This window comes from Aureibaculum koreense (assembly GCF_034296135.1).
In the GTDB taxonomy this organism is placed as follows: domain Bacteria; phylum Bacteroidota; class Bacteroidia; order Flavobacteriales; family Flavobacteriaceae; genus Aureibaculum.
In genome coordinates this window covers 1-26,454 of sequence record NZ_JAXKVV010000016.1, presented here as the reverse complement: position 1 = coordinate 26,454, position 26,454 = coordinate 1, and the positions used below count along the sequence as shown (strand labels likewise).

Annotated in this window: 28 protein-coding genes; 7 read left to right on the top strand and 21 right to left on the bottom strand. The window is 32.9% G+C overall.

Features of this window, described 5'->3' with window-relative positions:
• Positions 1-50: 50 nt before the first annotated feature.
• The 9 genes from UMM65_RS12805 to UMM65_RS12765 all read right to left on the bottom strand — a co-directional run bounded on the left by UMM65_RS12805 (position 51) and on the right by UMM65_RS12765 (position 8,331).
• Positions 51-872 (bottom strand): CHRD domain-containing protein, encoded by an 822-nt coding sequence (locus tag UMM65_RS12805; protein WP_321977024.1) that lies wholly within the window; start codon positions 870-872, stop codon positions 51-53.
• A 222-nt stretch (positions 873-1,094) separates the two neighbouring features.
• Positions 1,095-1,712 carry a hypothetical protein gene (locus UMM65_RS12800; protein WP_321977022.1) on the bottom strand — a complete coding sequence of 206 codons (618 nt, stop codon included), beginning with the start codon at positions 1,710-1,712 and terminating at the stop codon, positions 1,095-1,097.
• Positions 1,713-2,135, bottom strand: coding sequence for a hypothetical protein (locus UMM65_RS12795; RefSeq protein ID WP_321977020.1), 423 nt, complete (start codon positions 2,133-2,135; stop codon positions 1,713-1,715).
• Positions 2,128-2,514: a hypothetical protein gene (locus UMM65_RS12790; protein WP_321977018.1), complete on the bottom strand. Its 387-nt coding sequence runs from the start codon at positions 2,512-2,514 to the stop codon at positions 2,128-2,130. The genes UMM65_RS12795 and UMM65_RS12790 overlap by 8 nt, the downstream gene beginning before the upstream one ends.
• Before the next feature lie 3 nt (positions 2,515-2,517).
• Positions 2,518-3,069, bottom strand: a complete 552-nt coding sequence (locus UMM65_RS12785; RefSeq protein WP_321977017.1) for a TetR/AcrR family transcriptional regulator — start codon at positions 3,067-3,069, stop codon at positions 2,518-2,520.
• Between the two features lie 392 nt (positions 3,070-3,461).
• Entirely contained in the window at positions 3,462-5,450 is a 1,989-nt protein-coding gene (uvrB, locus tag UMM65_RS12780; RefSeq protein WP_321977015.1) for an excinuclease ABC subunit UvrB, read from the bottom strand.
• A gap of 471 nt (positions 5,451-5,921) precedes the next feature.
• Positions 5,922-6,752 (bottom strand): ABC transporter permease, encoded by an 831-nt coding sequence (locus UMM65_RS12775; protein ID WP_321977014.1) that lies wholly within the window; start codon positions 6,750-6,752, stop codon positions 5,922-5,924.
• A 19-nt stretch (positions 6,753-6,771) separates the two neighbouring features.
• Positions 6,772-7,671, bottom strand: a complete 900-nt coding sequence (locus tag UMM65_RS12770) for an ABC transporter ATP-binding protein (RefSeq protein WP_321977013.1) — start codon at positions 7,669-7,671, stop codon at positions 6,772-6,774.
• Positions 7,672-7,818: 147 nt separating this feature from the next.
• Entirely contained in the window at positions 7,819-8,331 is a 513-nt protein-coding gene (locus tag UMM65_RS12765; RefSeq protein ID WP_321977012.1) for an IS1096 element passenger TnpR family protein, read from the bottom strand.
• 267 nt (positions 8,332-8,598) lie between these two features.
• On the opposite strand from UMM65_RS12765, the gene UMM65_RS12760 reads away from it, so the two are divergent.
• The 3 genes from UMM65_RS12760 to UMM65_RS12750 are packed head-to-tail and all read left to right on the top strand — an operon-like array spanning position 8,599 to position 10,943.
• Entirely contained in the window at positions 8,599-9,015 is a 417-nt protein-coding gene (locus UMM65_RS12760; protein WP_321977011.1) for a hotdog fold thioesterase, read from the top strand.
• 3 nt (positions 9,016-9,018) lie between these two features.
• Positions 9,019-9,882 carry an alpha/beta hydrolase family protein gene (locus tag UMM65_RS12755; RefSeq protein WP_321977009.1) on the top strand — a complete coding sequence of 288 codons (864 nt, stop codon included), beginning with the start codon at positions 9,019-9,021 and terminating at the stop codon, positions 9,880-9,882.
• Positions 9,883-9,884: 2 nt separating this feature from the next.
• Complete coding sequence (locus UMM65_RS12750) at positions 9,885-10,943, top strand: chorismate-binding protein (RefSeq protein WP_321977007.1); 1,059 nt, start codon at positions 9,885-9,887, stop codon at positions 10,941-10,943.
• 213 nt (positions 10,944-11,156) lie between these two features.
• Here UMM65_RS12750 and UMM65_RS12745 read toward each other — a convergent pair whose 3' ends face one another.
• The 7 genes from UMM65_RS12745 to UMM65_RS12715 form a co-directional block, all read right to left on the bottom strand.
• Entirely contained in the window at positions 11,157-11,561 is a 405-nt protein-coding gene (locus UMM65_RS12745; protein WP_321977005.1) for a hypothetical protein, read from the bottom strand.
• 86 nt (positions 11,562-11,647) lie between these two features.
• Positions 11,648-13,951, bottom strand: coding sequence for a TonB-dependent receptor (locus UMM65_RS12740; protein WP_321977003.1), 2,304 nt, complete (start codon positions 13,949-13,951; stop codon positions 11,648-11,650).
• Between the two features lie 45 nt (positions 13,952-13,996).
• The gene (locus tag UMM65_RS12735) at positions 13,997-14,323 is read right to left on the bottom strand and encodes a hypothetical protein (RefSeq protein ID WP_321977001.1); all 327 of its coding nucleotides are present in this window, start codon (positions 14,321-14,323) and stop codon (positions 13,997-13,999) included.
• Between the two features lie 23 nt (positions 14,324-14,346).
• A complete protein-coding gene (locus tag UMM65_RS12730) occupies positions 14,347-15,234 on the bottom strand; it encodes a DUF808 domain-containing protein (protein WP_321977000.1) in 888 nt (295 codons plus the stop codon).
• A gap of 82 nt (positions 15,235-15,316) precedes the next feature.
• Positions 15,317-15,718: a DNA topoisomerase IV gene (locus UMM65_RS12725; protein ID WP_321976999.1), complete on the bottom strand. Its 402-nt coding sequence runs from the start codon at positions 15,716-15,718 to the stop codon at positions 15,317-15,319.
• Positions 15,718-17,061 (bottom strand): adenylosuccinate lyase, encoded by a 1,344-nt coding sequence (gene purB, locus UMM65_RS12720; protein ID WP_321976998.1) that lies wholly within the window; start codon positions 17,059-17,061, stop codon positions 15,718-15,720. Before purB ends, UMM65_RS12725 begins: the two co-directional genes overlap by 1 nt.
• 65 nt (positions 17,062-17,126) lie before the next feature.
• Complete coding sequence (locus tag UMM65_RS12715; RefSeq protein ID WP_321976997.1) at positions 17,127-17,723, bottom strand: hypothetical protein; 597 nt, start codon at positions 17,721-17,723, stop codon at positions 17,127-17,129.
• A 217-nt stretch (positions 17,724-17,940) separates the two neighbouring features.
• On the opposite strand from UMM65_RS12715, the gene UMM65_RS12710 reads away from it, so the two are divergent.
• Entirely contained in the window at positions 17,941-18,660 is a 720-nt protein-coding gene (locus UMM65_RS12710) for a toxin-antitoxin system YwqK family antitoxin (protein WP_321976996.1), read from the top strand.
• Between the two features lie 74 nt (positions 18,661-18,734).
• Here UMM65_RS12710 and UMM65_RS12705 read toward each other — a convergent pair whose 3' ends face one another.
• A complete protein-coding gene (locus tag UMM65_RS12705) occupies positions 18,735-19,715 on the bottom strand; it encodes a fasciclin domain-containing protein (RefSeq protein ID WP_321976995.1) in 981 nt (326 codons plus the stop codon).
• A 208-nt stretch (positions 19,716-19,923) separates the two neighbouring features.
• Between UMM65_RS12705 and mnmA the strand changes: the two genes are divergently transcribed.
• Together mnmA and UMM65_RS12695 are read left to right on the top strand one after the other, a co-directional pair.
• The gene (mnmA, locus tag UMM65_RS12700; RefSeq protein WP_321976994.1) at positions 19,924-21,111 is read left to right on the top strand and encodes a tRNA 2-thiouridine(34) synthase MnmA; all 1,188 of its coding nucleotides are present in this window, start codon (positions 19,924-19,926) and stop codon (positions 21,109-21,111) included.
• Between the two features lie 10 nt (positions 21,112-21,121).
• Positions 21,122-22,078 carry an NAD(P)H-dependent flavin oxidoreductase gene (locus tag UMM65_RS12695; RefSeq protein WP_321976993.1) on the top strand — a complete coding sequence of 319 codons (957 nt, stop codon included), beginning with the start codon at positions 21,122-21,124 and terminating at the stop codon, positions 22,076-22,078.
• A 97-nt stretch (positions 22,079-22,175) separates the two neighbouring features.
• Here the strand turns inward: UMM65_RS12695 and UMM65_RS12690 are convergent, their stop codons facing one another.
• From UMM65_RS12690 to mtaB, 4 genes are read right to left on the bottom strand one after another with little or no spacing between them, the layout of a single operon-like run.
• Positions 22,176-23,114: a lytic transglycosylase domain-containing protein gene (locus tag UMM65_RS12690; RefSeq protein WP_321976992.1), complete on the bottom strand. Its 939-nt coding sequence runs from the start codon at positions 23,112-23,114 to the stop codon at positions 22,176-22,178.
• 38 nt (positions 23,115-23,152) lie between these two features.
• The gene (rfbC, locus tag UMM65_RS12685; protein WP_321976990.1) at positions 23,153-23,692 is read right to left on the bottom strand and encodes a dTDP-4-dehydrorhamnose 3,5-epimerase; all 540 of its coding nucleotides are present in this window, start codon (positions 23,690-23,692) and stop codon (positions 23,153-23,155) included.
• Between the two features lie 12 nt (positions 23,693-23,704).
• Positions 23,705-24,361, bottom strand: a complete 657-nt coding sequence (locus UMM65_RS12680) for an alpha/beta hydrolase family protein (RefSeq protein WP_321976988.1) — start codon at positions 24,359-24,361, stop codon at positions 23,705-23,707.
• Positions 24,358-25,695, bottom strand: coding sequence for a tRNA (N(6)-L-threonylcarbamoyladenosine(37)-C(2))-methylthiotransferase MtaB (gene mtaB / locus UMM65_RS12675; protein WP_321976987.1), 1,338 nt, complete (start codon positions 25,693-25,695; stop codon positions 24,358-24,360). Before mtaB ends, UMM65_RS12680 begins: the two co-directional genes overlap by 4 nt.
• Before the next feature lie 90 nt (positions 25,696-25,785).
• Between mtaB and UMM65_RS12670 the strand changes: the two genes are divergently transcribed.
• Positions 25,786-26,292 (top strand): GNAT family N-acetyltransferase, encoded by a 507-nt coding sequence (locus UMM65_RS12670; protein ID WP_321976986.1) that lies wholly within the window; start codon positions 25,786-25,788, stop codon positions 26,290-26,292.
• Positions 26,293-26,454 lie beyond the last annotated feature (162 nt).

The following is a 26,454-nucleotide window of genomic DNA, read 5'->3' as shown; positions in this document are numbered from 1 at the left end:
ATAAAAAAGACCATCATTTCTGATGGTCTTATATAAGGATAAAAATATAATTATCTTATTTGCCCTCGCATTAGACCTGAAGGGTGATCGGTGGAGTGAATGTTAACATAAAGATCATCATTTTTCAATTGAGTAAGCATACTTGATTCTAACTCTAAACTCTTCGTAATGCCTAATTGAGTTTCGTCCGCCAATTCAAGATTAATCAATACACCTCCGTTTACGGTAGCGTCTCCTTCATGTATATGACCTGCGGTAATAGCATCGCCTGCTTTTAAATCCATTACGGACACTTTGTAATAAACTTTATTTCCTACAATTCTAAAAATAGCTGTTCCACTATCCTCTCTATCTGTGATTGAAGGAATTTCATTGGTTGGTGATAACATTACGTTATATGCTTCAGTGACAACTTGGTCAAGTTGACCACGAACCAAGCCTGACGGATTTTCGGTGGAATGTACATTTACGTAAACATCACCACCCAATAAAGTTGCTACTTCGGTATCAGTCAATTGTAATGTGCCAGTGGCCTTATTTCCTTGAAACGAGATTGTAGTTCCGTCTACTAAGGTTATGGCTACGCCACCTGTAGAAACAGGATCTCCAGTATGGATATGAGCAGCGGTTAAATCATCAGATGATGAAAGGTTATCGACGGTAATTGAAAATTCCATAGTGTTATCATCAAATAAATTCAATAAAAACGTTCCTGTTTCATCACGATTTTCTACAATTGGAATTTCATTTTCGGTGTTTAAATCAATTTGTGCCTGTGCCCTAATTGCTGGCCCTGAATTGTCATTATCCAGACAACTGGATGTAAAACCAATTAATGCTGTACAAAATAATAATAAAAGTGCTTTTTTCATTTAGATAAGTTTAAGTTTTGCCTACTTCGGTTTTTAAGTCTTTTTTCGGCTTGTTCCGACTATAATATACTAGATGGTTAAATTGCCATAAGGTTGCGAGAAAATTTGGATTAATTTTCTTTTACAAAAAAAGTAAATATTAAGAAACTAAATTGACGCATTTAGATTTCTTTTTTGTTATAACGATAATTTTTAAAGAATAGTTTAAATAGAAACGCTTATTTATTTGCCAATCATTATCTCGTATTTTGAGGGAATTTCAACTCCGCTGAACTTATCGGTAAGCCCATAAAATATAATAACGGTCAAAAAGATACCAAAAATTAAAATGGATTTTGACTGCCCTTTAGGTGATAGACCTAAAACATTTGTTTTCATTTTTTTGCTATGCACAGAGGCAATATGCCCAAAAAAAGAAATTATGGCAAACCCGTAATAAGGAATAAAAAAGAGCATGTGCGGAAAAGTATTAAGACCAGCTGCTCCGAAATAAAAGTTAGTATCAAGTTCTAAAATGAATCGGCCGCTTAGGACAGCACCTACATGAATTATAAGAAAAATAGCCAAATAAAGTCCTGACCAAATGTGCAGTTCTTCAAATGATGTAACCGCTGTTTGTCTACTTGATTTAAACAATTTTAATCCTGATATTATTTGTACTATTACTGCAATTAATAAAATAGTTTCCGAAACAATATTCCGATAAAAAATCCGTAAGAATTCCATTATTTCAATATGCTTTTCAACACCGTAAATACTGGATAAGTGATTAAATAAATGAAGCCCTACAAAAACGGTTATAATTATTCCCGTTACATAATGTAAATTTTTAGTTTTCATTTATAAAATTCTTTTTGGTTTTAAATACCATTTTTTAAGTCCGCCCACTAAAAACAAAAGCCCTATAATTACTGCTATAACGGATTGTATAGTTTCAGAAGTAGTTGTTGTTCCGTTAACTAAGTTAAAAATTTGTTCTCCAATACCTCTAAAAAGATAAATAAAAGCAATTGTGAAAATCCCTAACTTTAAAAATGGCATTTTTTTGAATTTATTACTAGCAGAAAGTCCATAAAGCCCGAAAATAAAAAAGACAATGGCCACAAAAACGGTAAGCAGATATGGCAACGAATAATGTATTTTTGAAAGTTCATCCATTTGTTTTCCAACACCAGTTGCCTCGAATATTTTTTTTGCCCAGATCAATCCCACAATATGGGCAATAGCAATTATAATATTGAGTATACCGCCAAGTTTAAGCATCTATTTTTTGTTTTTTTAATCCAATAATGGTTAGTAATCCAATTGGAAAGAATAATATCCATTGGGGAATGAACAGACCGTAGAAAATACTGGCGATTATAAAAGGTACACAGAATAATAAATTTAGATACCCTATAAATTTTATCAACTCGGCATTGGTAGAATATTTTTTGTTAAACCCAGCTAATAGTAAAATAGATGATGTTGTAAATAATAAAATGGTTATAATATGCCATATTGCTATTAGCTCATAGCTTTTGTTTTTGTTTAATGTCGATTCCACCATTGGATCGATAAGGTCTATCTGACCGCCAATTAAATGTAAAAAGAATGTAAACAGGTTTAAAACCCCTGCAAATATCCAATATATGTTTTTCATAATCTAAAATTTTATAAATTGATTGAGTTCTTTTGATACTTCAGTGGTATAATTTTTAGATTGTTTTTTATAGCGTATCATTTCGTGATAGCCAATTAAATATTTGTAAAACAATTCTGACTTTAGTTGAGCTTCTTTTTGAGAATACCCCATTTCTTTTAGTATGCTTTTGGTATAATCTATTCTTTGATTATCAATGTCGTCAATTATAGTTTGAATGTTTTTATCTTTTAGGGCATATCTTTTCAGAAAGAAAATAAAATCTAAATGAGGTTCTTTTTTAAAGGCCAGTTCAATGAGTAGTTTAAACTTTTCTTTTCCAGATTCTACGTTATCGGTGACCTCTATTATTTGTTCAGTTTCAGTAGAAACCCAAAAAGATATAATTTCATTTAAAAAGTCCTTTTTGGTTTTAAAATGCCAGTAAAAGCTCGATTTGTTGACTTTTAATTTTGAAGCCATTTTTTCAACAACTACACCAGATATTCCATTTTCTGCAAACAGTTTAAATCCTAGGTTAATCCAATCTTGTTTTTTTGCTATTATTTTTGGCATAATTAGACGGTATCGTTTAATTATGCAAATATAGAAAAATATTTTATTAAACGGTTACGTTTAATAAAATATTATAATTTGGAAACTTTTATGGGTAAAAAAAGTGGGCACAATTTCTTTTGAAAATTTTGAAATGAGTGGTATAAAATTTTCTAACACCTCTTTAAATAGTAATGAATTGGTAATTATTAGCCAAAACATACTTTAAGGTTCTTTTGCAGTGGTTATTTATATTGGTAGCAGTTATTGAAGTTTTCCTTAAACCAAGTTACTTATCCCCATAATTTTTCAATAATGAATAAAAATTTCAAATTAAGGCCTACAAGGTTTTTAAAACTTTGCAGGTGCATACCAAGTGTAACTGAAGACTGCAACTGCCTACTAAAACTAAATCACAACTGCTCCTTTAACACTTTAATCTCATCCCGTAACTGAGCGGCAACTAAAAAGTCTAATGCTTTGGCAGCTTTTTCCATCATTTTCTGACGGTCTCTGATGCGTTTTTCAATTTCGGGTTTGGGTAGGTATTCCAAATCTTCTTCAGCGGCTTTTGTCGCGGCTGCATCATAATGGAACGAACTGATATTGCTTTTACTTAAACTATCGTCCAAACTCTTTTTAATTTGTGTTGGAGTAATATTGTGTTTTGTATTGTAGGCTATTTGTTTTTCACGTCTTCTGTTGGTTTCATCAATGGTAAATTGCATACTTTTTGTGATTTTATCAGCATACATAATGGCCTTGCCGTTTATGTTTCTTGCGGCCCTACCCACCGTTTGTGTCAAAGACCTGTTACTTCTTAAAAATCCCTCTTTATCGGCATCTAAAATAGCGACCAAAGAGACTTCGGGCAAATCCAACCCTTCACGTAATAAGTTTACGCCCACTAAAACATCAAACAATCCTTTCCGAAGATGTTGCATAATCTCTACACGCTCTAATGTATCTACATCACTGTGGATATAGCGACAACGAATATGTATTCTACTTAAATATTTGGTCAATTCCTCAGCCATACGTTTGGTCAATGTGGTAACCAAAGTCCGTTCGTCTTTTTCTACACGGATTTGAATTTCTTCTATAAGGTCGTCTATTTGATTTAAACTCGGTCTAATTTCAATTTCAGGATCTAACAATCCTGTGGGGCGAATCACTTGCTCCACAAAAACACCTTCCGATTTTTGAAGTTCGTAATCTGCTGGTGTAGCACTTACGTAAATTACTTGATTTTGTATACATTCAAATTCCTCAAATTTTAAGGGACGGTTGTCCATAGCTGCGGGCAATCTAAATCCGTATTCAACCAAATTTTCTTTTCTAGATCTGTCGCCACCGTACATGGCATGGGTTTGTGGAATGGTAACATGACTTTCGTCCACCACCATCAGATAATCATCAGGAAAATAATCCAACAAACAAAAAGGTCTTGTGCCGGGTTGTCTTCCGTCAAGATAACGCGAGTAATTTTCAATACCGCTACAATAACCCAATTCACGTATCATTTCTAGGTCAAATTCGGTTCGCTCTTTTAAGCGTTTGGCTTCAAGATGCTTTCCAATTTCTTTAAAATAATCAACCTGCTTCACCATATCTTCTTGAATTTGGTGAATGGCATTTTGCAGCACATCAGGAGAAGTCACAAATAAATTGGCAGGATAAATGGTCAGTTTGTCAAATTTTTCAATGACTTGGTTGTTGACAATATCAAAACTTTCCATTTCTTCAATTTCATCACCAAAAAAATGGACACGATACCCATAATCTCCATACGATGGAAAAATAGTTATGGTATCGCCTTTTACTTTGAATGTTCCACTTTTTACCTCAAATTCGGTTCTGGAATATAAGCTAGTAACTAATTGATGCAAAAATTTTGTACGTGCAATTTTTTGATCGACTTCAATATGAATGACATTCTTTTTAAACTCTACGGGATTTCCGATACCGTATAAACACGAAACAGAGGCTACAACTAACACATCTCTTCTTCCAGATAATAAGGATGAGGTAGTGCTTAATCGTAAACGCTCAATATCATCATTAATAGAGAGGTCTTTTTCAATGTACAATCCACTTGAGGGAATATAGGCTTCAGGTTGATAATAGTCATAATAAGAAACAAAATATTCCACAGCATTATTCGGAAAGAAATGTTTGAATTCAGAATAGAGTTGGGCTGCCAACGTTTTATTATGAGCCAACACTAAAGTTGGTCGTTGTATGTTTTCAACTACATTGGCTACGGTAAAAGTTTTTCCAGAACCTGTAACACCCAGAAGCGTTTGGTACTTTTCACCAGAAGCTATGGCTTCTGTAAGCTGTTTGATAGCTTCTGGTTGATCTCCAGTAGGTTTAAAATCTGATTTTAGTTCAAATTGCATCTTACAAAAATAATCAACAAATTTGTATCATTACTACAATTGGGTTTTTAATAAGTAAAATCTTAAAATGTTAACAATAATTAACACAAACGTAATATTGTTTAATAGTAATTTAACATTAAACCATAAATTCTGCCTTAAATTTGCGGTATATTATTTGAGTTAGTTAGTTAATAAATGGGTATCGGTTCATAAACGATGCCCATTTTTTTATAATGAGACTTTAGTTTAAGAGCATAGCGAATTATAACTAATTGGTCAAACCTGTCTGCCGACAGGCAGGTTAATCCCGCTGAAAATCGGGATCTGCTCAATTTAACTCCCAAATTTTTTTTGATTTATTATTTTAATAATCTTCAAAAGACCCAATGTATTTTTCTTATTTATTAAACGGTAGGTAAGAAGCCACGTTAGACAAATTATAATCTGGATTCATCTAATATCTAACGTCTAACATCTCATGTCTAATTTTTACAGATCCCTTTTCTTCAATAGGGCATAAGAGCAATAAATAAAGATAAAAATCCATATAGAAGTAATTACAACATCTTGCCATTGTACGGAGAAATCTTTTGATAAATCTTTTCCTACTTGTTTTGCCAAACTTTGTACCGCATTTAATCTTGTACCAGGTTCTTTAATTAAGTTGGACATCGCCTCCAAAGGAAAAAAATTCTTGATAGATTGAGCAACCTGCCAAGAAACTAATTTCCATCCCAACAAACCAAAAATAACCCATTCGGCTATAAACCAAACTAACATACCACCTATTGCAAATGCAGACCTCTTAACTAAAATACCTAAAAACAAACCAAATGAAAAGAAAGCGGTTAGTTTTAAGAAAAAAGCAAATAAATATTCTAGGTCGGAAAAAACAATTCTAAACTCGGTGAAATCAGAGTAAATATATCCTAAAATCAGAGATATTATAAAAACGAATATAGTTGAAATAGCAGCGAAAACGATTACAGTATAAAATTTTGATAGTATAAATTCTTTTTTACTGAGCCCATCAATCAAATTTTGCTTTAAGGTTTTATTGCTATACTCGTTCGCCATCATGGAAACAATAACGACTAAGAGAAAAAATTTCAAAATAGCTGCGACATAAGTATTAAAATGCCAGATATACGGAAAGTTAAAGATTCCTATTTCTGCTAAAGGGACTCCATCTCCAAAAGGAAAATTTATCATAGCAATTAATGCGATAGCAGTAAGCAAGGCGAAATAAATGATAGTCAACACCCTGCTTGCTCTATTGTGCTTTAATTTATGGAATTCTATATTTAACAGTCGTAACATATTTTGGATGCGTTATAGGTTAGTTGTTGTTGGTAAGGGTTAAAAATTGTTGTTCCAGACTTGGCATTCTTTTGACTAAATGCGATAAGATAATTCCATTTTTGAACAAATATGCGTTTATTTCTGAAGCGGACAATTCACTTTCCAACATGGCGATAAACTTACCGTCTTCTTCTTTAACATCAGAAATGGCAGGGTGTTGCTCAAGCAGTTTTGTAATTTTTTCAGGATTTGCCTCGGTATTCAATTCAAAATAACCATTTGTGGCAGTAATGCCATCAACAGCTCCAGAATATAATTTTACTCCATTTCTGATAACGACTACATGCGAACATACTTTTTCAACTTCGTCCAATAAATGTGATGCTAATAAAATAGTTGTGCCGTTGCTGGCTATCTCTTTAATTATTTTTCTAATTTCGTGAATTCCCTGAGGGTCCAATCCATTGGTAGGTTCGTCTAAAATCAAAATCTCAGGATCGTTCAGTAGGGCAGAGGCAATGGCTAAGCGTTGCTTCATCCCTAAAGAATAGGTTTTAAACTTGCTATCCCTACGTTCAAATAAATTTACAATTTTTAGCTTTTCATCAATTTTATCATAAGAAACACCTTTTATCTTACAAATAAGCTTCAGATTTTGAACGGCCGTCATGTATGGATAAAAATTGGGACGCTCAATAATAGCACCCACTCTTTTTAAAGCCTCGTGTGTAGAAACATTCCCATCAAACCAAGAGAAATCTCCAGAGGTTTTATTTACAACATTTAAAATTATGCCTAAAGTAGTTGATTTTCCGCTTCCATTTGGACCTAAAATTCCATAAACATTACCTTTTTCAATATCAAAAGATAAGTTGTTTACAGCGTGCACGCTTCCAAATTTTTTATCTAAATTTTTAAGGGATAAGATGGTTTCCAAGATTGTGATTGTTTGGTTATAATAAATAAGACGAACGAAATTTAATTTCGTAACATAGTAATAGAAATAATTATGAAAATGAATTTTTTATTGAGTAAAATCCTATGTTTGGAAGAAAAGTATTGACAACTATAGGGAAAAAATTTTTTAATTCATCAACTCATCAAAATTATCAAAGTCAAAATCATCAAAATTTTCTAAAGTGTTATAGTCATCATTGTTATCATCAGATATATCTTCACTAATAAATTCTTTTTCTGGTGCTTCGCTAGGAACTAAACCTACAGAAAGCAGCAAACTTGGCAGCTCAATTTGATGTGTATTTTCTTCAACACTAATAAGTTCAACAAAGAATGTCCACATGGAGAAGAAGTCATAAACATAAATAAGTTTATTTTTATCTTCAGTAAGAATATCCCTAAGTATAAAGCCCTGCATAGAAATATTGGCTTCAGATTCCGACATATCAAATAGGGGTATTTCTTCTCCTTGATTCCAATCCTCATCCGTCAGGTAAAAAGCCGCCATTTCTGTACCGTCAAAACCAAAGGCATTGGTAATGGCATTGTGCAGGTCTTCTAGAGAATCATTAAAGCCAATGGCAATATCTCTAAAAACATCCTCTTCCGTATCTAATACCAATCTAATTTTATATATCATAAGTATTGTCAAATTAATTCTCGTAGGTCTTTTTTAAGAACCTTTAAAAACCTCTCCTTGGGAGAGGTCAGAATTACTGAAAGTAATTCTGGGTGAGGCAAAAAAAAATAAAATATTGAAGCAACGTATAATTTCATCCACTTAAATATCAATCAATCTAAGTGTTTTTTTGGCCTCAGCTAAGTATTTTATTTTTTGCAAAGTTAGGTATTTACTGGAAATAAATGATAAAGTTTTTAGTACTTTTGACATCATTAATTTAAAAATATGGATAAATCAACTTTACTAGAAAAGTTAAATGGTCGCACAAAAAATACCTTAATGGAAACATTAAATATTGTTTATACAGATATTGGAGAAGATTATTTAGTGGCTACAATGCCAGTGAATGTTAAAGTACATCAACCAGCGGGATTATTGCACGGTGGGGCATCGGTTGCCTTGGCAGAAAGTGTGGGCAGTACGGCGGCTCATTTTTCCATTGATACGGAAAAACAAGAGATACGAGGTCTGGAAATTACAGCAAACCATATTAGAGGCGTTAGAGAAGGTTTGGTTACCGCCACCGCAAAACCAGTTCATAAAGGAAGGACAACTCAATTGTGGGAAATTAGAATAGTTGATAAACAAGAAAAGTTAATTTCTATTTGTAAACTAACCGTAATAGTATTGGATAGAAAATAGGTAATGATGCTGAAAAAAATCAAGAAGATTTTTAAAATTACCGGAATTATTATCGCAGTTCTTCTTATTGGTTTATTGATTGCCGCTCATATTTTTTTTAAGCCTGCATCTGATAAAAAAAGCATTGAAGAATTAACTACCGATTATTTACAGCCAAAAATAATTTATAATAGTTATAAAGGTTTTGAATATCGTGTGGTTGCAATGCAAAAGGAAATAGATACTACAAAATCTACTTTGGTTTTTATACATGGCTCTCCTGGAAGTTTTTTAGATTATAAAAGATATTTAAAAGACAGTATTTTAAATACCAAAGCCAATATATTAAGTTACGATAGAGTAGGGTATGGAACAAAAAATACAGGTAACGTACAGGGTTCTATTGATTTTGAAATGGGTGTTTTGCATAATGTTATTAAAGACATTCCTACCGAAAAAATAATATTAATTGGATATTCCTACGGAGGATCGATTATTTTGGCTTCCCCTAAAACTTATAAATACAAAGTTTCTTTGGCCAGTGCGGTAAAAGCCGATTTGGAACCTATGTTTTGGGCAATGAAAATTTATGATTGGAAATTAACACGATGGCTTTTACCGAAGAAAGTCCAAGCCGCTGCTAAAGAAAAATATTCACATTTGAAGGATTTACCTAAATTTTATAATAAATGGAGCGATAGTCCATCGCCAATTATTAATATTCATGGAGATAAAGATTGGATAGTACCTTATCAAAATTCAATATTTTTACAAAATAAAATCGATGCTGACAAATTCAATATGATAACTATTAAAGATGGTGGACATGAACTTATTTGGTCTGATTTTGAGTTGATAAAAAGCGAAATTTTAAAAACATTAAAATAATTATGGATGTAAAGAGTACTTTGGTTAATGTTTTTGAGAAGGCCGATAAAGCTTTTGAGAATGAATTGCCCTTTGTTGTATATAGACATCCTGAAAGTAATTTGGTAAAGGGAGTTTTTCAAAAAAATAAAAGCCTTTTTTATGCCAAAAATTATACTGAATCCGGATTTGTATTTGCCCCTTTTGACAATGCGGAACCTGCTATTTTATTCCCACTCGAAGATTCAACCCTAATTGATTCTGAATTTTCTGAAAATAGTATTGAAGGTGAAAATAATGCTGTTTCCGAATCAAATTCAGAAATTTCCAAAGCTAAGCATATAGATTTAGTAAAAGAAGGAATCGAATTCTTGCACAATAATGATTTTAAAAAAGTTGTTCTTTCTAGAAAAGAGAGTGTAAGGGTAGAAGAGTTTAAAGTTATTAATACCTTTAAAAAATTACTTTCAAACTATAAAAATGCTTTTGTGTATTGCTGGTTTCATCCTAAAGTTGGTCTTTGGTTAGGTGCTACACCAGAAACCTTATTGAAAGTAAAAGGAAATACATTCTCTACAATGGCATTGGCCGCAACTCAAGTTTATGAAAAAAATAAAGATGTACAATGGAAATTTAAAGAAGTTCAAGAACAACAATATGTAACCGATTTTATTTTAGAGCAGCTCAATATAAATGTTGAGGTATCTAAACCATACACCATAAAGGCTGGAAATTTACTACATCTTCGCACCGACATTTCAGGAACTTTAACACAACAGCTTCCCTTAAAAAAAATTATAAATTTATTACACCCTACACCTGCAGTTTGTGGTGTTCCTAAACAAGCATCCAAGGAATTTATTTTACAAAGCGAAAATTATAGTCGCCAATTTTACACTGGTTTTTTAGGGGAATTAAATCTTAACAATACGTCAAATTTATTTGTAAACTTACGGTGTATGCAAGTTTTAAAAAATACTATAGAAATTCATATTGGAGGTGGTATAACAAAAGAAAGCAATCCGCAAAGTGAATGGGAAGAAACAGTTGCCAAAAGTAAAGTGATTAGAAAGGTATTGTGATTCTTAATTTTAATAAGTCAGTTAGTATTAGCCATTAATGCAAAAAATCCCGGAGAAATCTGGGATTTTTTTGGTTATAAGGATCTTGTCTATGAATAGTTGCGTTTATTAACATTTAGCTTTGCAAACATACACCAAACTGAAAATCCGCATGAATTTTTAGTAGTAGGTGAATATTAGCAATGAATTATACACGTCTTAAGTTAGGAATAGTTATTCTTCTTCGGCGGATTTATAATTAATAATTCGGTATATAAACCTGTCTTTTTTGCCAATTTGTGAAAAGTACGTTTTGTCTTTAGTAAGAGCAAAAACATAATATTTTTTTCCAGATTTTGAGATATAAAGCGTCCTTTCTCCATTATTTTCTTCACTAATTTCATTTATGTCATACGTTTCGAAAGTTTCATTTTCTTCACCGTAAAATATAACTTTTTTTGAATAGACTAGAATGGTGCCTAAGGATTTAGTTTTCCCTTTTTTAATATACTTCTGGTTTTTAATGTCCAATTCGGATTTTGAGATTTCATCATATCTTAGAAGAAGTTTCTTTTCTTGACTAAAAATCTTTAAAGAGAATAGGGTTAAAAGAAGAAATACTAAGCTAAGTTTTATCATAGTTCTCAAATTATTTCTAACAAGCAAATATACCGAATTCGGTATATTTGCTTTATATGTTTATTTAATGAATTTGGCTTTAAACCTTATAAATTAAATTTTAATCCCAACATCGCCGTTCTGCCCATATTATAAATGCCCTCACTTTTTAAACGTGATAAATGTGAAATATATTCCGTATTTAGGGCATTGTTAAGGGTAAAACTAAGGTTAAATTTGGTGTTGTTGAGGTTAAAATCTCCACCCATCCCTAAATGTAATAATTGATAACCATCGGATTTGGTTTCAAACTGTCCAATATTATTTTGATCAAATACACTTTCCAGTTTTATTGAAGCATAGCCGTTGGCTAACCAATTTTTTATATTAAACTCACCACGTAAGGTATTATTAAACTGGTTTGCGGGTATTAATGGTAAATAATCGCCATTGTCTTGTTTGCCAATAACCATTTCAAAACTACTTTCTAAATGCAGCCAATCCAAAGGGTGTGGGTGTAAATGGAAACCAAATTCACTACCGTATAACTTAGAGTTGTCCTGTACATAAGTATAAGCTTCAACATCATCAATAGTTGTTCCGGTTGGTGTAAGAAAAATATAATCTTTAACCACGTTTAAAAATCCATTTGCAAAAAACTCGATGTGATCATTATAATATTCTAAGGATAAATCGATTTGATAGTTTTGTTCGTTTTTTAAATCGGAATTCCCAATTTCAAATCTATTGGTGCCATGATGTACTCCATTTGAGGTCAACTCTGCCAAATTAGGAGCACGAAAGCCTGTTGCCAAATTTAATCGTGTTTCCACTTTTTTAAACAACGTAGTTTTGTATCCTAATGAAGCGGTAAAACTTCTATATGAATTGTCAATGGCTTCAAAGGCATGTTCATGCTCTTCGTCTTCATGTTCGTCATCCTCATCTTCATGCTCTTCATCATGAGTTACAAAATGATCTTCGGTACTTATGTTTCGTGTATCAAAACGTATTCCGGCTTGCAAGAAGTGAGTATCCCATTTGATATTTACTGTAGCAAAAGCACCAAAATCATTAACATTGGCGTTTGGTATCAACAATTCCTCACCAAAATTGGTATTCTTTTGTGTTAAACCTTGTACACCCAAAATACTTTCAAACTTGCCTAAAGTGGGTAGATGATACTGTGCATCATAAGTAAACGTTTTCAATTTCATGTGTAACGATGCCTCATTGTGTTCATCTTCATGATGTTCTTCCTCTTCTTCATGATCTTCTTCATGTTCATGGTGTTCTTCAAATTCCCTTCTATTGTTAGCTGTATAACCTAAGTGAATATCTAAATTAGAATCGTTAAAATAAATATGGTTGTGGGAGCTTACAATATAATTATCGATTCGCTGATATGGATTTTGTGGTGTAATATGTGTATTTTGAGCACCAATTTCTTCCGATATTCCTATTGTTGAAGTTGTTAGATTGAAGCGGTTGTCTGAACTAAAATTTTTCAACTCAAAACCAAAACCAGCTTTTGCATCAAACTCGTTAAAGCGGGAATTTGTAACTCGTTCTCCATCTGGAATTTTATAGTCATGATGCGAATTATACCCCATAGATGCTATAAATTTTATATTTTCCGCTGAAGATTTTAGTGTAAAAGAAGTATTGCTACCTATTGTATTTGTAAAATATTTTTGGTTAATAGTCGCTTTGGTAGTATTTGCATTGGCAAATTTTTCAGGATTAAAATAAAGTACACCGCCCAAAGCATCGGACCCATATAATAATGATGCAGGACCTTTAATGACTTCGACACTTTCAACACCATTGTCATTTAGACCAAGTCCATGTTCACTACCAAATTGCTGATTTTCCAATCTAACACCTTGAGAATACACCAGCACCCTATTACCACTTAAGCCTCTAATAACTGGCTTGCCAATACCAATACCCGTTGAAATTTGAGAAACGCCAGCAATATTGGAAATTCCTTCCACTAAAGAAGCCGCTCCAGAACGTTGCAACTGTTGGATGGTTTTGTGTTCCACTTTCATTACATTTTCACTTTGTAATTTATTGAATGGTGTGGATAGTATCACTTCATCCATTTTAAAAACAGATTCTTCTAAAACTACGTTTAAAACCGTTTCCTTTTCTTCAATTTTTAACGTTTCTGATTTAGTGTTAAATCCTATATAACTAAAAACAATGGTTACGCTACCTTTTGGTAAATTTTTAAAAAAATAGTTGCCATCAATATCAGTTATGGTACCCTTGTGTAATTCAGGAGCATAAATTTCAGCTCCAATTAGCGGTTGATTGTTGATGTCGGTAATTTTCCCCGAGAGGGTATTTTGGGCATGTAAAAAAAGGCCACACCATACCATAAGTATAGAAATATAAATTTTCATTATTATAAATTTTTATTGTTTATTAATATGTTGGTAAATAGCTAATTAAACAATAAAACAGGGTGGTGCTCTTGAAGATTTTGAGCTTTGAAATGAGGAATGATATGTTTGATTGTAAGAATCAAAAAGTTGAAAATAAACTGTTGGCTCTATAATGGTAAAGCCATTATTAAAATCAAACGAATTGTAAGTAATTTTTAAATGATAGAAATGACAATCAATTTCTTCTTTATGGAAATGTTTTTCGTTTTCGGCATTACAATAGTTATGTTCATGGCTTTCGAAAGCATGCAGTGTTTGCAACGCAAATGGCAAAAGCACAATAGCTGTAACGAGTGTGGACAGGACGCTATGTAAAACCTTATTTTTCACTTGCACAAATATACAAAATCTTATCAGGTCTTTAGCTTCTTTAAGGCACCTTTAAATAACTTTACAAAAAGTAATGCTAGTGCCCCAATTAATAATCCAAAAACAAATTCTTTTAGTATTGATGGTAAAGCAGATAACATATCTTCTGAAATATGATGGAGAAAATCAATATAATGTACAAATATCCCTCCTGCTACTAGCAATAGAGCTACGGTTCCAATAACTGATAATGCCCTAATTACCTGAGGTAATGCTTTTATTAAAAAAGTGCCTAAATAATAGGATATATTTTTTTTGTCTTTGCTTAATTTTATCAATCTAAAACCTAGATCATCCATCCTTACTATTAACGCTACTATACCGTAAACACCTACAGTTGCTATAATGGCAACAAAAGAAACTACCATTATTTGGGTGAGTAAAGGTTGATCTAGTACGGTACCTAATGCGATGATTACAATTTCGATTGATAAAATAAAATCAGTTATAATTGCCGATTTTATTTTTGTTTTTTCGAGTGCTAAAATTTCCTGTTCGGTTAATTTTTTGGCTTTAATTTCTGCGGTTTCCGTGTGGTGCGGTACAAAATATTCGTATATTTTTTCAGCTCCTTCGTAAGCTAAGTAAACACCACCTAAAACTAATATTAAAGTTACGGCCCAAGGTAAAAATGCACTTAATAAAAAAGCAATAGGCAAAATAATTAACTTATTAATAAAAGACCCTTTTGTAATTGCCCATAACACAGGAATCTCTCTTGATGATACAAATCCTGATGCTTTTTCTGCATTTACAGCCAAATCATCACCTAAAATGCCAGCGGTTTTTTTTGTGGCAACTTTGCCCATTACCGCTACGTCGTCCATTAAGGCGGCAATATCATCTAGTAAAGCAAAAAATCCTGATGCCATATAAAAAAAATTGATTAACGAACAACTATTAACGTTCCGAAATTTCGGGATTGATTTTTGAATCTATTATTTCAATATTTCGTTAATAGTTATTCATTTTTACCTGTTTCTCGTCTTTCGTACCTCCAACTTTGACCGCTGTTCCTTTTTGTTTAAAATCGGAACCCTTAAAATGGGCTGTAAATGAATAAGAATTTTCTTTAATTCCTGTTATTTTAACTATAAAGGGTGTACTATCCAACTGTGTTTTTGGATTTAGTTTTAATAATTCATACTCAAAGTTTGAAGTCCATTTAACTGCAAAAGTATCTTTTACGTTATTATAGGTTTCTATTTGAATAGAATCGTTTCTATAAGCGATAGAATTGATGTCAGATTCGTCCAAATGAGTTTTAAAAGTTCCCGTTTTAAACTGATCGATATTCCCTTGCTTACCGCAAGAATAAAACAGAAATAAACTGACTATGACTATGAAATATCGCATTAAATTCCTGTGTAATTAGACGGGGTAATCGCTTTCAGTTCTTTTTTTATTGAATCGTTAACTTCCAAACTGTCAATAAAGTCAGCCATCGATTTTTGGTTTATTACAGCGTTAGTTCGTGTAAGCCCTTTTAAGGCTTCATAAGGATTTGGGTAATTCTCCCTTCTTAAAATAGTTTGAATAGCCTCGGCAACGACGGCCCAATTGTCTTCTAAATCTTCTTCAAATTTTTCTTCGTTCAATAATAACTTATTCAATCCTTTTAAAGTGGAAGAAAAGCCAATTAGTGTATGTGCGAAAGGCACACCCACATTACGCAACACGGTTGAATCCGTCAAATCGCGTTGTAATCTTGAAATAGGCAGTTTGGCTGATAAATGCTCAAAAATGGCATTGGCCAAACCTAAATTTCCTTCTGAATTTTCAAAATCAATAGGGTTGACTTTATGAGGCATGGCTGAAGAACCGACTTCGCCCGCTTTTATTTTTTGTTTAAAATAATTCATAGAAATGTAGGTCCAAATATCCCTATCTAAATCTATGATTATCGTATTAATCCGTTTTAAAGCATCAAAAATTCCCGCTAAATGGTCGTAATGTTCAATTTGCGTAGTAGGGAAGGAGTGATGTAATCCTAATATTTTTTCTACAAAATTACTTCCGAACTCTTTCCAATCCAAATTGGGGTAAGCCACTTTGTGAGCATTAAAATTGCCTGTAGCTCCACCAAATTTCGCTGCGTAAGGTATATTTTGCAATTGGTGCACCTGCTGTTCTATACGTTCCACAAAAACCATAATTTCTTTACCCAAACGCGTTGGCGAAGCAGGCTGTCCGTGGGTACGTGCCAACATGGAAATATCTGCCCAATCATCTGCCAAAGCCCTTAATTTCTGAACTAGTTTTGCCAGTTCTGGATAATAAGTAACATCAAAAGCTTCATTAATTGAGAGTGGAATTGCAGTATTGTTAATATCTTGGGAAGTTAATCCAAAGTGAATAAATTCCTTGAATTTTTGTAAGCCTAAATCATCAAACTTTTCTTTTATAAAATATTCAACAGCCTTGACATCATGGTTAGTCACCTTTTCAATATCCTTGATTTTTTGAGCATCTTTAGCAGAAAAATCATTATAAATATTACGTAATTTATCGTTGGTATTTTTATCGTAATCCTCCAATTGTGGCAAAGGGATTTCCGATAAGGCTATAAAATATTCAATTTCTACCTTAACACGATATTTTATTAACGCTTCTTCTGAAAAAAAAGGAGCTAAAGTTGAAGTTTTATTACGGTACCTGCCATCTACAGGTGAAATGGCATTTAATTCGTTCAGGTTCATTCAGTCTAAATTAGACCGTAAAAATAAATGAAAACCGATGAACAGAAAAGTAATTACAGAGTTTTCTAAGCCATACTGGTTTTTTCGATCATTTCCAGTACTTTTTTAGCTTTTGAGGCATAACTCGCACTTTCATTTGAAATGTTTTTATCAATAATTAGTTTCATTTCGTAATGAATCCAGCCAATTTTGTTACCAATATGGTATAGTGCATCCATGGCGTTGGTTTTAATTGACGCCTTATAATCATTCAATAACCAATCAAAACAAGTTTCTATTATTTCTGATAGTTGATCGTAAGTTAAGATCAATTTAATTGGTGAATCAAACTTAGACGTATATTCTTGAGCAATGAAATCACATATTTTTGATAATGATTTAATTGCATTTTCATCTTTAACTCTGGAGATATTCTTTGTGAAATAAGATAGATTGTAAGCAATCCAATCTAGACGTTGTTCTACTACCAGTTCTAAAGTAGCAATGGCTTTTAAAGAAATATCATTATCATAATCAAATGAAATTTCAACCAATGATTCAAATAAAGATTGATCCGTAAGAATAAGTTTTGACAGTTTCTTAAGACTCTCTCTGTTGGTGTTTGGAATTGTGTTTAGCTCTTTTATTAAAGAATACTTATTCATATTTTTTACTGCGTTCATAAACTACATTAAGTATTGAAAAATATTTTTTCCCCACATTTTGGATGTATTTTAACAGAAAAAACAAGAAAATATTATAATAATTAACTTTTTTTTTGTATAGAGGGTTTTTAATTTCTTTAAAACCCCTATAATTTATAATGGATTTTATCGTTTAATTAGTGATACAAATAAATTTTGGAACATTATTTGTATCACAAAATAAAATTACGGATTTATGAAAAAAATAAAACTACCCTCTATTCTATTGATAGTAGCAATTTTGAGCTCTCATTTATCGTTCTCGCAAAATGATATTAATCAGTTAGATGAAAATGGTGAGAGACATGGTGTTTGGAAAAAATATTACAGCAACGACAGAATTCGTTATCAGGGTACTTTTGAACACGGTAAGGAAGTGGGTACTTTTAAATATTATTCTGCCGCACAATCAGACTACCCTAATGTTATCAAAGAATATAAAAATGCAGGGGGCATAGCTGATGTCCGCTTTTATAATGATAACGGATTGCTATTAAGTAGCGGAAAAATGGACGGTAAAAATAGAGTGGGAAAATGGCAGTTTTATCATGAAGATGGCAAAACCATGATGTCTGAAGAAAATTATGTTGATGGTAAATTAGATGGTGATTATAAAACTTTTTATAATACAGGAAAACCAACCGAGGTAGGGTATTATAAAAATGGAAAACTGGACAGTGTTTACAGAAAGTACTCCATAAAAGGACATCTGTATCAGCACTTTCATTATAAAAATGGTTTGCTAAACGGGAAAGCAGTTTATTACAACAGAAAAACTGGAGAACTTACCACAAAAGGAGAATTTAAGGATGACAAAAAAGTTGGTACATGGGAGAATTACTTGGATGGTGAATTAGTTAGTACGGAACAACCTAATAAAAAGAAAGAGCGTCCTAAAAAGCAAGTAAAAAACTAATAGGAACTTAAAAGAAAAAGGCTTGATTACATCAGTAACCAAGCCTTTTAAAAACTAACCAACCAAACTATTATTTAATTTAAAGGAGGTAATATCACTTTATCTATAACGTGAATAACTCCGTTAGAAGCTTGTACGTCAACCGCAACTATATTACTTACTCTGTCATTGGCATCGGTAAGTGTTGCACCTCCAGTAACGTTTGCTGTTATATCTCCACCCAGTGTTCCGACCGTCATATTATCACTCAAAGATGTCGATAAAACATTAGCTCCGCCAACTACATGGTGATTTAAAGTAGCTGTTAAAGTTTCCTTATCAATATCATCCAATCCAGAAGCTTCTAGTTCCGTTAATAAACTGCCAAAAGCATCATTTGTTGGAGCAAAAGCAGTAAAAGGTGCAGGGTCTGTACCATTTTGAGTAGATAAAATTGAAACAAAATCAGGTTGGTCCGCTCTTGTTAGAGCAGCAACCAAAGTAGAAAAATTAGGATCAGCAGTAGCAAAGGTTACAATAGTTGGCAAACCAATTACAGCATCTACTAAATGGACTACACCATTTTCTAAAATGTTATCTGCTCCAGTTACTTTGGCACCACCGTTCAAAGTTACACCGCCTTCAGTATTGACATGCATATTTAAATTTATAGAACCTGGAGAAGCTGTTGAAAGTGTTTCAACGTAACCAGTTGTTAAATCCGTAGATTTCACATTACCACTTACTACATGGTTTAGTAAAATTTGCGATAATATATCACTTGGTACCGCATCAATATTAGCGAACCCATTTGCCGAAAGGAATGCCGTAAAAGCGGCATCGTTTGGTGCAAATACAGTAAATGGACCTGTTCCGTCCAATACTGTTGTCAAACCGCCATCTGCTTTGGTCAAAGCCTCAAGTAGAAGACCATAATTGGCCTCATTTGCTTTTACAAAATCCGTAATGGTTTTAATTTCTTGTTGTTTTGGATCATCGTCGTTATCGCATGATGTAAACGAAAATGCAATAAACATGATAAATAACCCAGTCATTAATTTTGATAGTTTTTTCATTGTTATGTGTTTTTATGTTTTATGTTGGGACAAACATACAAATTAAATTTTAAAATGTTTAATCTTTTTTGTTAAAAGTTAAACAAAATGTTGACTTTAACGTTTTGTTAGTATATTCATCTATCTTTTTTTACACTATTAAACTATAAAACGCGTATTTTTTATCTGCTTTCCTATGCCTATCTTTGCACCGTTATAAAACATAATAATGAAAAGAGTAGTAGTAGGACTTTCTGGAGGTGTTGACTCTAGCGTTGCGGCTTATTTATTAAAAAAGCAAGGTTATGAAGTTATTGGTCTATTTATGAAAAATTGGCATGACGACTCTGTTACCATTTCTAATGAATGTCCTTGGTTAGAAGACAGTAACGATGCTATGCTTGTGGCAGAAAAACTGGGAATACCCTTCCAAGTTGTTGATTTGAGCGAGGAATATAAGGAACGTATCGTCGATTATATGTTTAAGGAATATGAATTGGGCAGAACACCAAACCCAGATGTACTTTGTAATAGAGAGATAAAATTTGATGTCTTTCTAAAAATCGCTTTGGAATTAGGTGCTGATTTTGTGGCAACGGGTCATTATTGTCGAAAAGGTGTAATCAACAAAGATGGTAAAGAAATTTATCAATTGTTGGCAGGTAAGGACGCTAACAAAGATCAATCTTATTTTTTATGTCAATTATCTCAAGAACAATTAGCAACAACGCTTTTCCCTATTGGTGAATTGACGAAGCCTGAAGTAAGGCAAATTGCTACAGACTTAGATTTAATCACCGCAGAAAAGAAGGATTCGCAAGGACTATGTTTTATTGGTAAAGTGCGTTTACCAGAATTTTTGCAACAAAAATTAGAGCCTAAAGAAGGTGTTATTGTTCAAATCGCCAATGATTCTGAAATCTATACCAAATCACAGATTAAATTTGAAACTAAAGAAGAAGAATTGGCTTTTAAAGCTGAGAAATACCAATATAATTTGAAGGATGGTAAAGTGGTTGGTAAACATCAAGGGGCACATTATTTTACAAAAGGACAACGAAAAGGATTAGCTGTTGGCGGAACTAAAGAGCCACTTTTTGTTATAGAAACCGATGTTAAAGAAAATATTATTTATACTGGAGAAGGTAAAAACCATAAAGGACTTTACAGAAGTGTACTTTTTGTAACTAATGGTGAAATTCATTGGATTCGAGAAGACTTAGCCTTGGCAAATGATGGACAAATGCAAGTTAAAGCGAGAATACGATATAGACAATCTCTAGAAAGTGCGACTTTACATAAAGTAAAAGACGGACTGTATGTAGAATTTGAAAATCAGCAATCCGCCATTACCGAAGGGCAGTTTGTGGCGTGGTATCAAGATGAGGAATTGTTAGGGTCGGGAGTAATATCTTAATTGACAAGTCATGTTTTTAAAAAATAAAATCACACAACTTTTTAACATTAAATATCCATTGATTCAAGCGGGTATGGTGTGGGCCAGTGGTTGGCGTTTGGCATCTGCGGTCAGTAATGTCGGTGGATTGGGCTTGATTGGTGCAGGATCTATGTATCCTGAAGTGCTTAAAGAACATATTCAAAAATGCAAAAAGGCAACGGATAAACCTTTTGGAGTAAATGTCCCTATGTTATATCCAGATTTGGAAAAGTTATTTCAAATTATTATTGAGGAAGAGGTAAAAATTGTTTTTACTTCGGCCGGAAATCCTAAAACCTATACTTCATTTTTAAAAGAGAGAGGAATAACGGTTGTACATGTAGTAAGCTCGGTAAAATTTGCTTTAAAAGCACAAGAGGCGGGTGTTGATGCGGTTGTTGCCGAGGGTTTTGAGGCTGGCGGCCATAATGGTCGTGATGAAACGACTACGTTTACATTAATTCCCATGGTGAAAGAGAAAATTAATATTCCATTAATTGCCGCAGGAGGAATTGCAACGGGACGCGGAATGTTGGCAGCTATGGTTTTAGGTGCTGACGGTGTTCAAATAGGCAGCCGATTTGTGGCAAGTAATGAGGCATCATCACATATAAACTTTAAGCAAAAAGTAGTGGAAGCCAAAGAAGGCGACACACAACTGACCTTAAAGGAACTAGCTCCAGTTCGTTTATTAAAAAATAAATTTTATGAGGACGTTCAAGAGTTGTACAAGAAAAACCCAACTGTTGATGAATTAAAAGATTTACTAGGACGTGCTAGGGCTAAAAAAGGAATGTTTGAAGGTGATTTGGACGAGGGCGAATTGGAAATAGGCCAAATAGCAGGACTAATTCACGATATAAAACCCGCCGCAGAAATAGTAAAAGAAATTATAGCTGATTTTGAGAAAGCGAGAATAGAACTTACCTCAGGCTTCAAATCATAAAAAATAATTTATTTATAAGCAGAATTATCTAACCCTTCCTTGACATTAAAATATAGAATTCTCCCCTAGAGGGGGAGATGTCGAAGGCAGAGGGGGCTTACTTAGGTATATCAATAAAATAAACCTTCCTTGACTTATTGTTCAAATGATTCTCTCGCAACCAAGGATTTAAAATCTTTAATTCCCTGTAAGTTGTGTTATTATCTTTTGCAAATTGAGCAATATTGGCAATCGGTGTATCTACTTTTACAGTAGTATATTCGGGATAGGTATATAAATCGGACTCTTCAAATTGAAATCCATATTTTTCAGGATCACTTAAAATATACTTAGCTGCTAAAATTCGAGGTAAATAACGTTCCGTATTTTCACCAGAAAGTAAATCGTAATAACTATCGACCATTTGTTCCCTCAAATATTTACTGATATTGCCTTTACCGGAGTGATAGGCCGCAGCAGCCAATGCCCATGTGCCAAACGTTTTTTTAGCATCCAGTAAATAATCACAAGCAGCACGGGTCGTTTTTTCTAAATGGTAACGTTCATCTACATTGCTGTTAACTTCCAGTCCGTTTTCTCTTGCAGCTCCACTTAATTGTTGCCAAAAGCCCTTTGCACCTGCGGGCGAGGTAACATTCATTAAATTACTTTCAATTACGGCAATATATTTAAAATCGTCAGGTAACCCTTTTTCTTTTAAAATGGGTTCTATTATAGGAAAATATTTATGTGCACGTTTTATCCACAACAATCCATTGGATTGCCAATAAGTGTTTACTAAAAATTCCCTATCCACATCTTCCCAAATATGAGGTTTTTCCAAAGGAACCCTTTCTCCGGCAAATTCTAGATTTTCTGGAAGTTTTATCGCTTTAATGCTATAAGAGGCACTTGTAACCTTGTGGTTTTCAATTTCGGCAACTGGTGATGGTTCAGATTTATGTGATTCACCGTTATTCTGCTGAACGGCATTGATCAAAACGCCGCTTAAAATTATAATGCTTAAAATTACTAGTATTCGTAATGGCTTATTCATAGTATTTGGGGATGACGAACTGATTAAAACCAGCTCAATTAAAAAGGTGTAACAAAATTAGCAAAATTTTCCGCATTTTTATCTTTTTCAGAAATAATTGGGTCTTTTATTTGCCAATCAATATTTAACGTAGCATCGTTCCATAAAATTGCTCTTTCGGAATTTTTATTGTAGTAATCAGAGCACTTATAACAAAAAATAGTATTTTCTTCCAAAACCACGAATCCATGTGCAAAACCTTTAGGTACATATAGTTGCACTTTATTTTCAGAAGATAAAATATACTTAAAATACTGACCGTAAGTAGGTGATTTTTTACGTAAATCGACCGATACATCTAAAACACTTCCAGCAAAAACCCGAACCAGTTTTGCTTGGGTATAAGGAGGTTCTTGAAAGTGCAGCCCTCTTAAAACTCCTTTTTGGGATAACGATTCGTTGTCTTGTACAAACTCTTCATTAACAAATTTTTCCAGATGCTTTTTATTGTAACTTTCAAAAAAATAACCTCTTTCGTCTGTAAAAACCGTAGGTGAAAGAATTAGTAAATCTTTGATAAATGTTTTTTCGATTTTCATAGTTTAAAGATACTAAATTACTTCGGTTAATAACTTGGATATTGGTCGGGCTTTATTTAAAATCATTGTATGCGTTCCGCCTTCAATTACCTTGCAATTTTTTACGTGTTTTATCGGGAAAACACCATCGTTATTACCATGAATATGAACTGTATTAGGTAGCGGTTTTTCTTGTTGCCAGTTGATGACATTATGGATTGCCCATGGTAAATAATTACCATCTCGCATGGAAAGGTATTTTTTGTACAATTCAATACGTTTTTTTACGGTTTCACCAAAGGCATATTTTGCCAAATTATCAATATTGGAAACCGCTTTGGTAGGCAGTAGCTTATATGCTTTTGTAGCTTTGGCCAATTTAAAGCGTTTTGGTAATTCGTCTTTTGACTTTACGCTAGATATGATAATGACTTTTTCTGTTGGGATAATTTTACTCATTTCCTGAACCATAACCCCTCCAAATGAAACACCTAACAGAACAGGATTATTATGTGTAATTCGCTTACACATTCTTTTTGCATAGTGTTGAATATTCTCATTTTTAGTTTCGGGTATTAACCAATCTAAATGATGGATCTCATATTTATCTTTCGGTAAATTCAAGTATTCGAAAATGTCTGGACTTGCCGCTAATCCTGGAACAAAATAGAGATGTTTTGTTTGCATCATATTACAAATTCAGGTTCTTTTACAAAATCGAATCTAACCAATCCATCCTCATCAATTTTAGTAAGTTCAATTTTTTGCAGCGTATTTACCAACTCAGGGTTCCATGGTGTTTTCACTTTCACATAATTTTCTGTAAAGCCGTGAATGTAACCTTCTTTATTTTCACTTTCAAATAATACTGTTAAATTGTTACCTATTTGACTTTCATAAAAAGCCCTACGCTTTTTAACGGATAAGCCCCTTAGCATTTTACTACGTTTATGACGCACATTTTTTGGGACAACTCCATCCATCAAAATTGCTTCTGTATTTGGTCTTTCAGAATAGGTAAATACATGTAAATAGCTGATATCTAGATTGTTCAAATAGTTGTAAGTTTCTAAAAAGAGTTCATCAGTTTCACCTGGAAAGCCAACAATAACGTCTACACCAATGCACGCATTGGGCATTGTTTCCTTAATCTTTTGAACCCTATCTGTATATGTTTTACGCAAATACCTACGTTTCATTTTCTTTAATAAATCATCGCTGCCACTTTGCAGCGGAATATGAAAATGAGGCACAAAACTATCCGAATTGGCTACAAAATCAATGGTTTTGTCTTTTAATAAATTAGGTTCTATTGATGAAATCCGCAATCTATGTATCCCGTCAACTTTATCCAACGCCTGTACCAACTCAAAAAAAGTATGTTCGTGTTTTTTATTGCCGAATTCGCCTTTACCATAATCCCCAATATTAACTCCCGTTAGAACAATTTCTTTTATTCCTCGTTCTGAGATTTCTTCGGCATTTTGAAGTACATTTTTTAACGTATCACTTCTGGAAATACCCCTTGCCAATGGAATTGTGCAATAGGTACATTTATAGTCACAACCATCTTGTACTTTTAAAAACGCTCGGGTTCGGTCGCCAATAGAGTAGGAACCTTCGTAAAAATTAGCATCAGAAATTTCGCAAGAATGGACTTTGCCTTTATCATTCTTTGAAAGATCATTAATGTAATCGGTAACCTTAAATTTCTCTGTAGCACCCAATACCAAATCAACGCCATCGACTTTCGCCAATTCTTCAGGTTTTAATTGAGCATAGCATCCAATAGCAATTAAAAAAGCCTCATTGTTTTGTTTTAATGCTGATTTAACGATAGTTTTAAAACGTTTATCGGCATTGTCCGTTACGGAACAGGTATTTATAACGTAAATATCCGCTTTTTCGGTAAAGCCAACCCGTGTAAAGCCCATATCTTGAAATCCTCTTGCTATTGTTGAGGTTTCAGAGAAATTGAGCTTGCACCCCAAGGTATAAAAAGCGACTTTTTTATCAATTATCATTACTGTATATTTACAAGGTGCAAATTTAGGAAATATTATTGTTAATTTTTAAGTCATTGATTTCTTCAATTAATATACATTTAGTAAAAAATGCCAAACATTTACACTACAAAACGATTATTGGTCAGAAAACTAATACCTAAAGATTTTGAGCCTTTCCATAAAATGCAATCGAACATAAATGTTATGCGTTATGTGAGGGGAAAAGCTATGACTTATCAAGAAAATAAAGAGGAATTACCTAAGTTAATCCAATTATACAATAAAACGGACAATGATTTTTGGATATATGCTATTATTAGAAAGGAAGATAATGTTTTTGTTGGAACGGTTGCATTAGTTAAGGATAAAAATAATGATGACGAAATAGGCTATCGTTTTTTAGAAGAATATTGGGGCAATGGATATGGCACCGAAGTTTTTCAAGGTTTAATTAAATATTGTAAATCGATTGGGTTAAAAAAGATTGTAGCCAATGTGGCTGAAGAAAATATAGCATCATTAAAAATGATAAAAGACGCGGGCTTCCAGTTTATTGAAAATTTTATTAGTGATGATTTGCAACTGCCTGAACAAAAATATATTTTAGAATTATGATAGCTAAAACACCACAAGTACCATATTATGCGGTTATATTTATACCATTTCTCTTGTTAATTTACTCAATTATTTGTAAATTGCCTTATGGCAAAACAAATAGACTTACACATTAAAGAGAGTGAATCAGAACTAAAGGCTCTTATGAATGCTCAAAGCAAG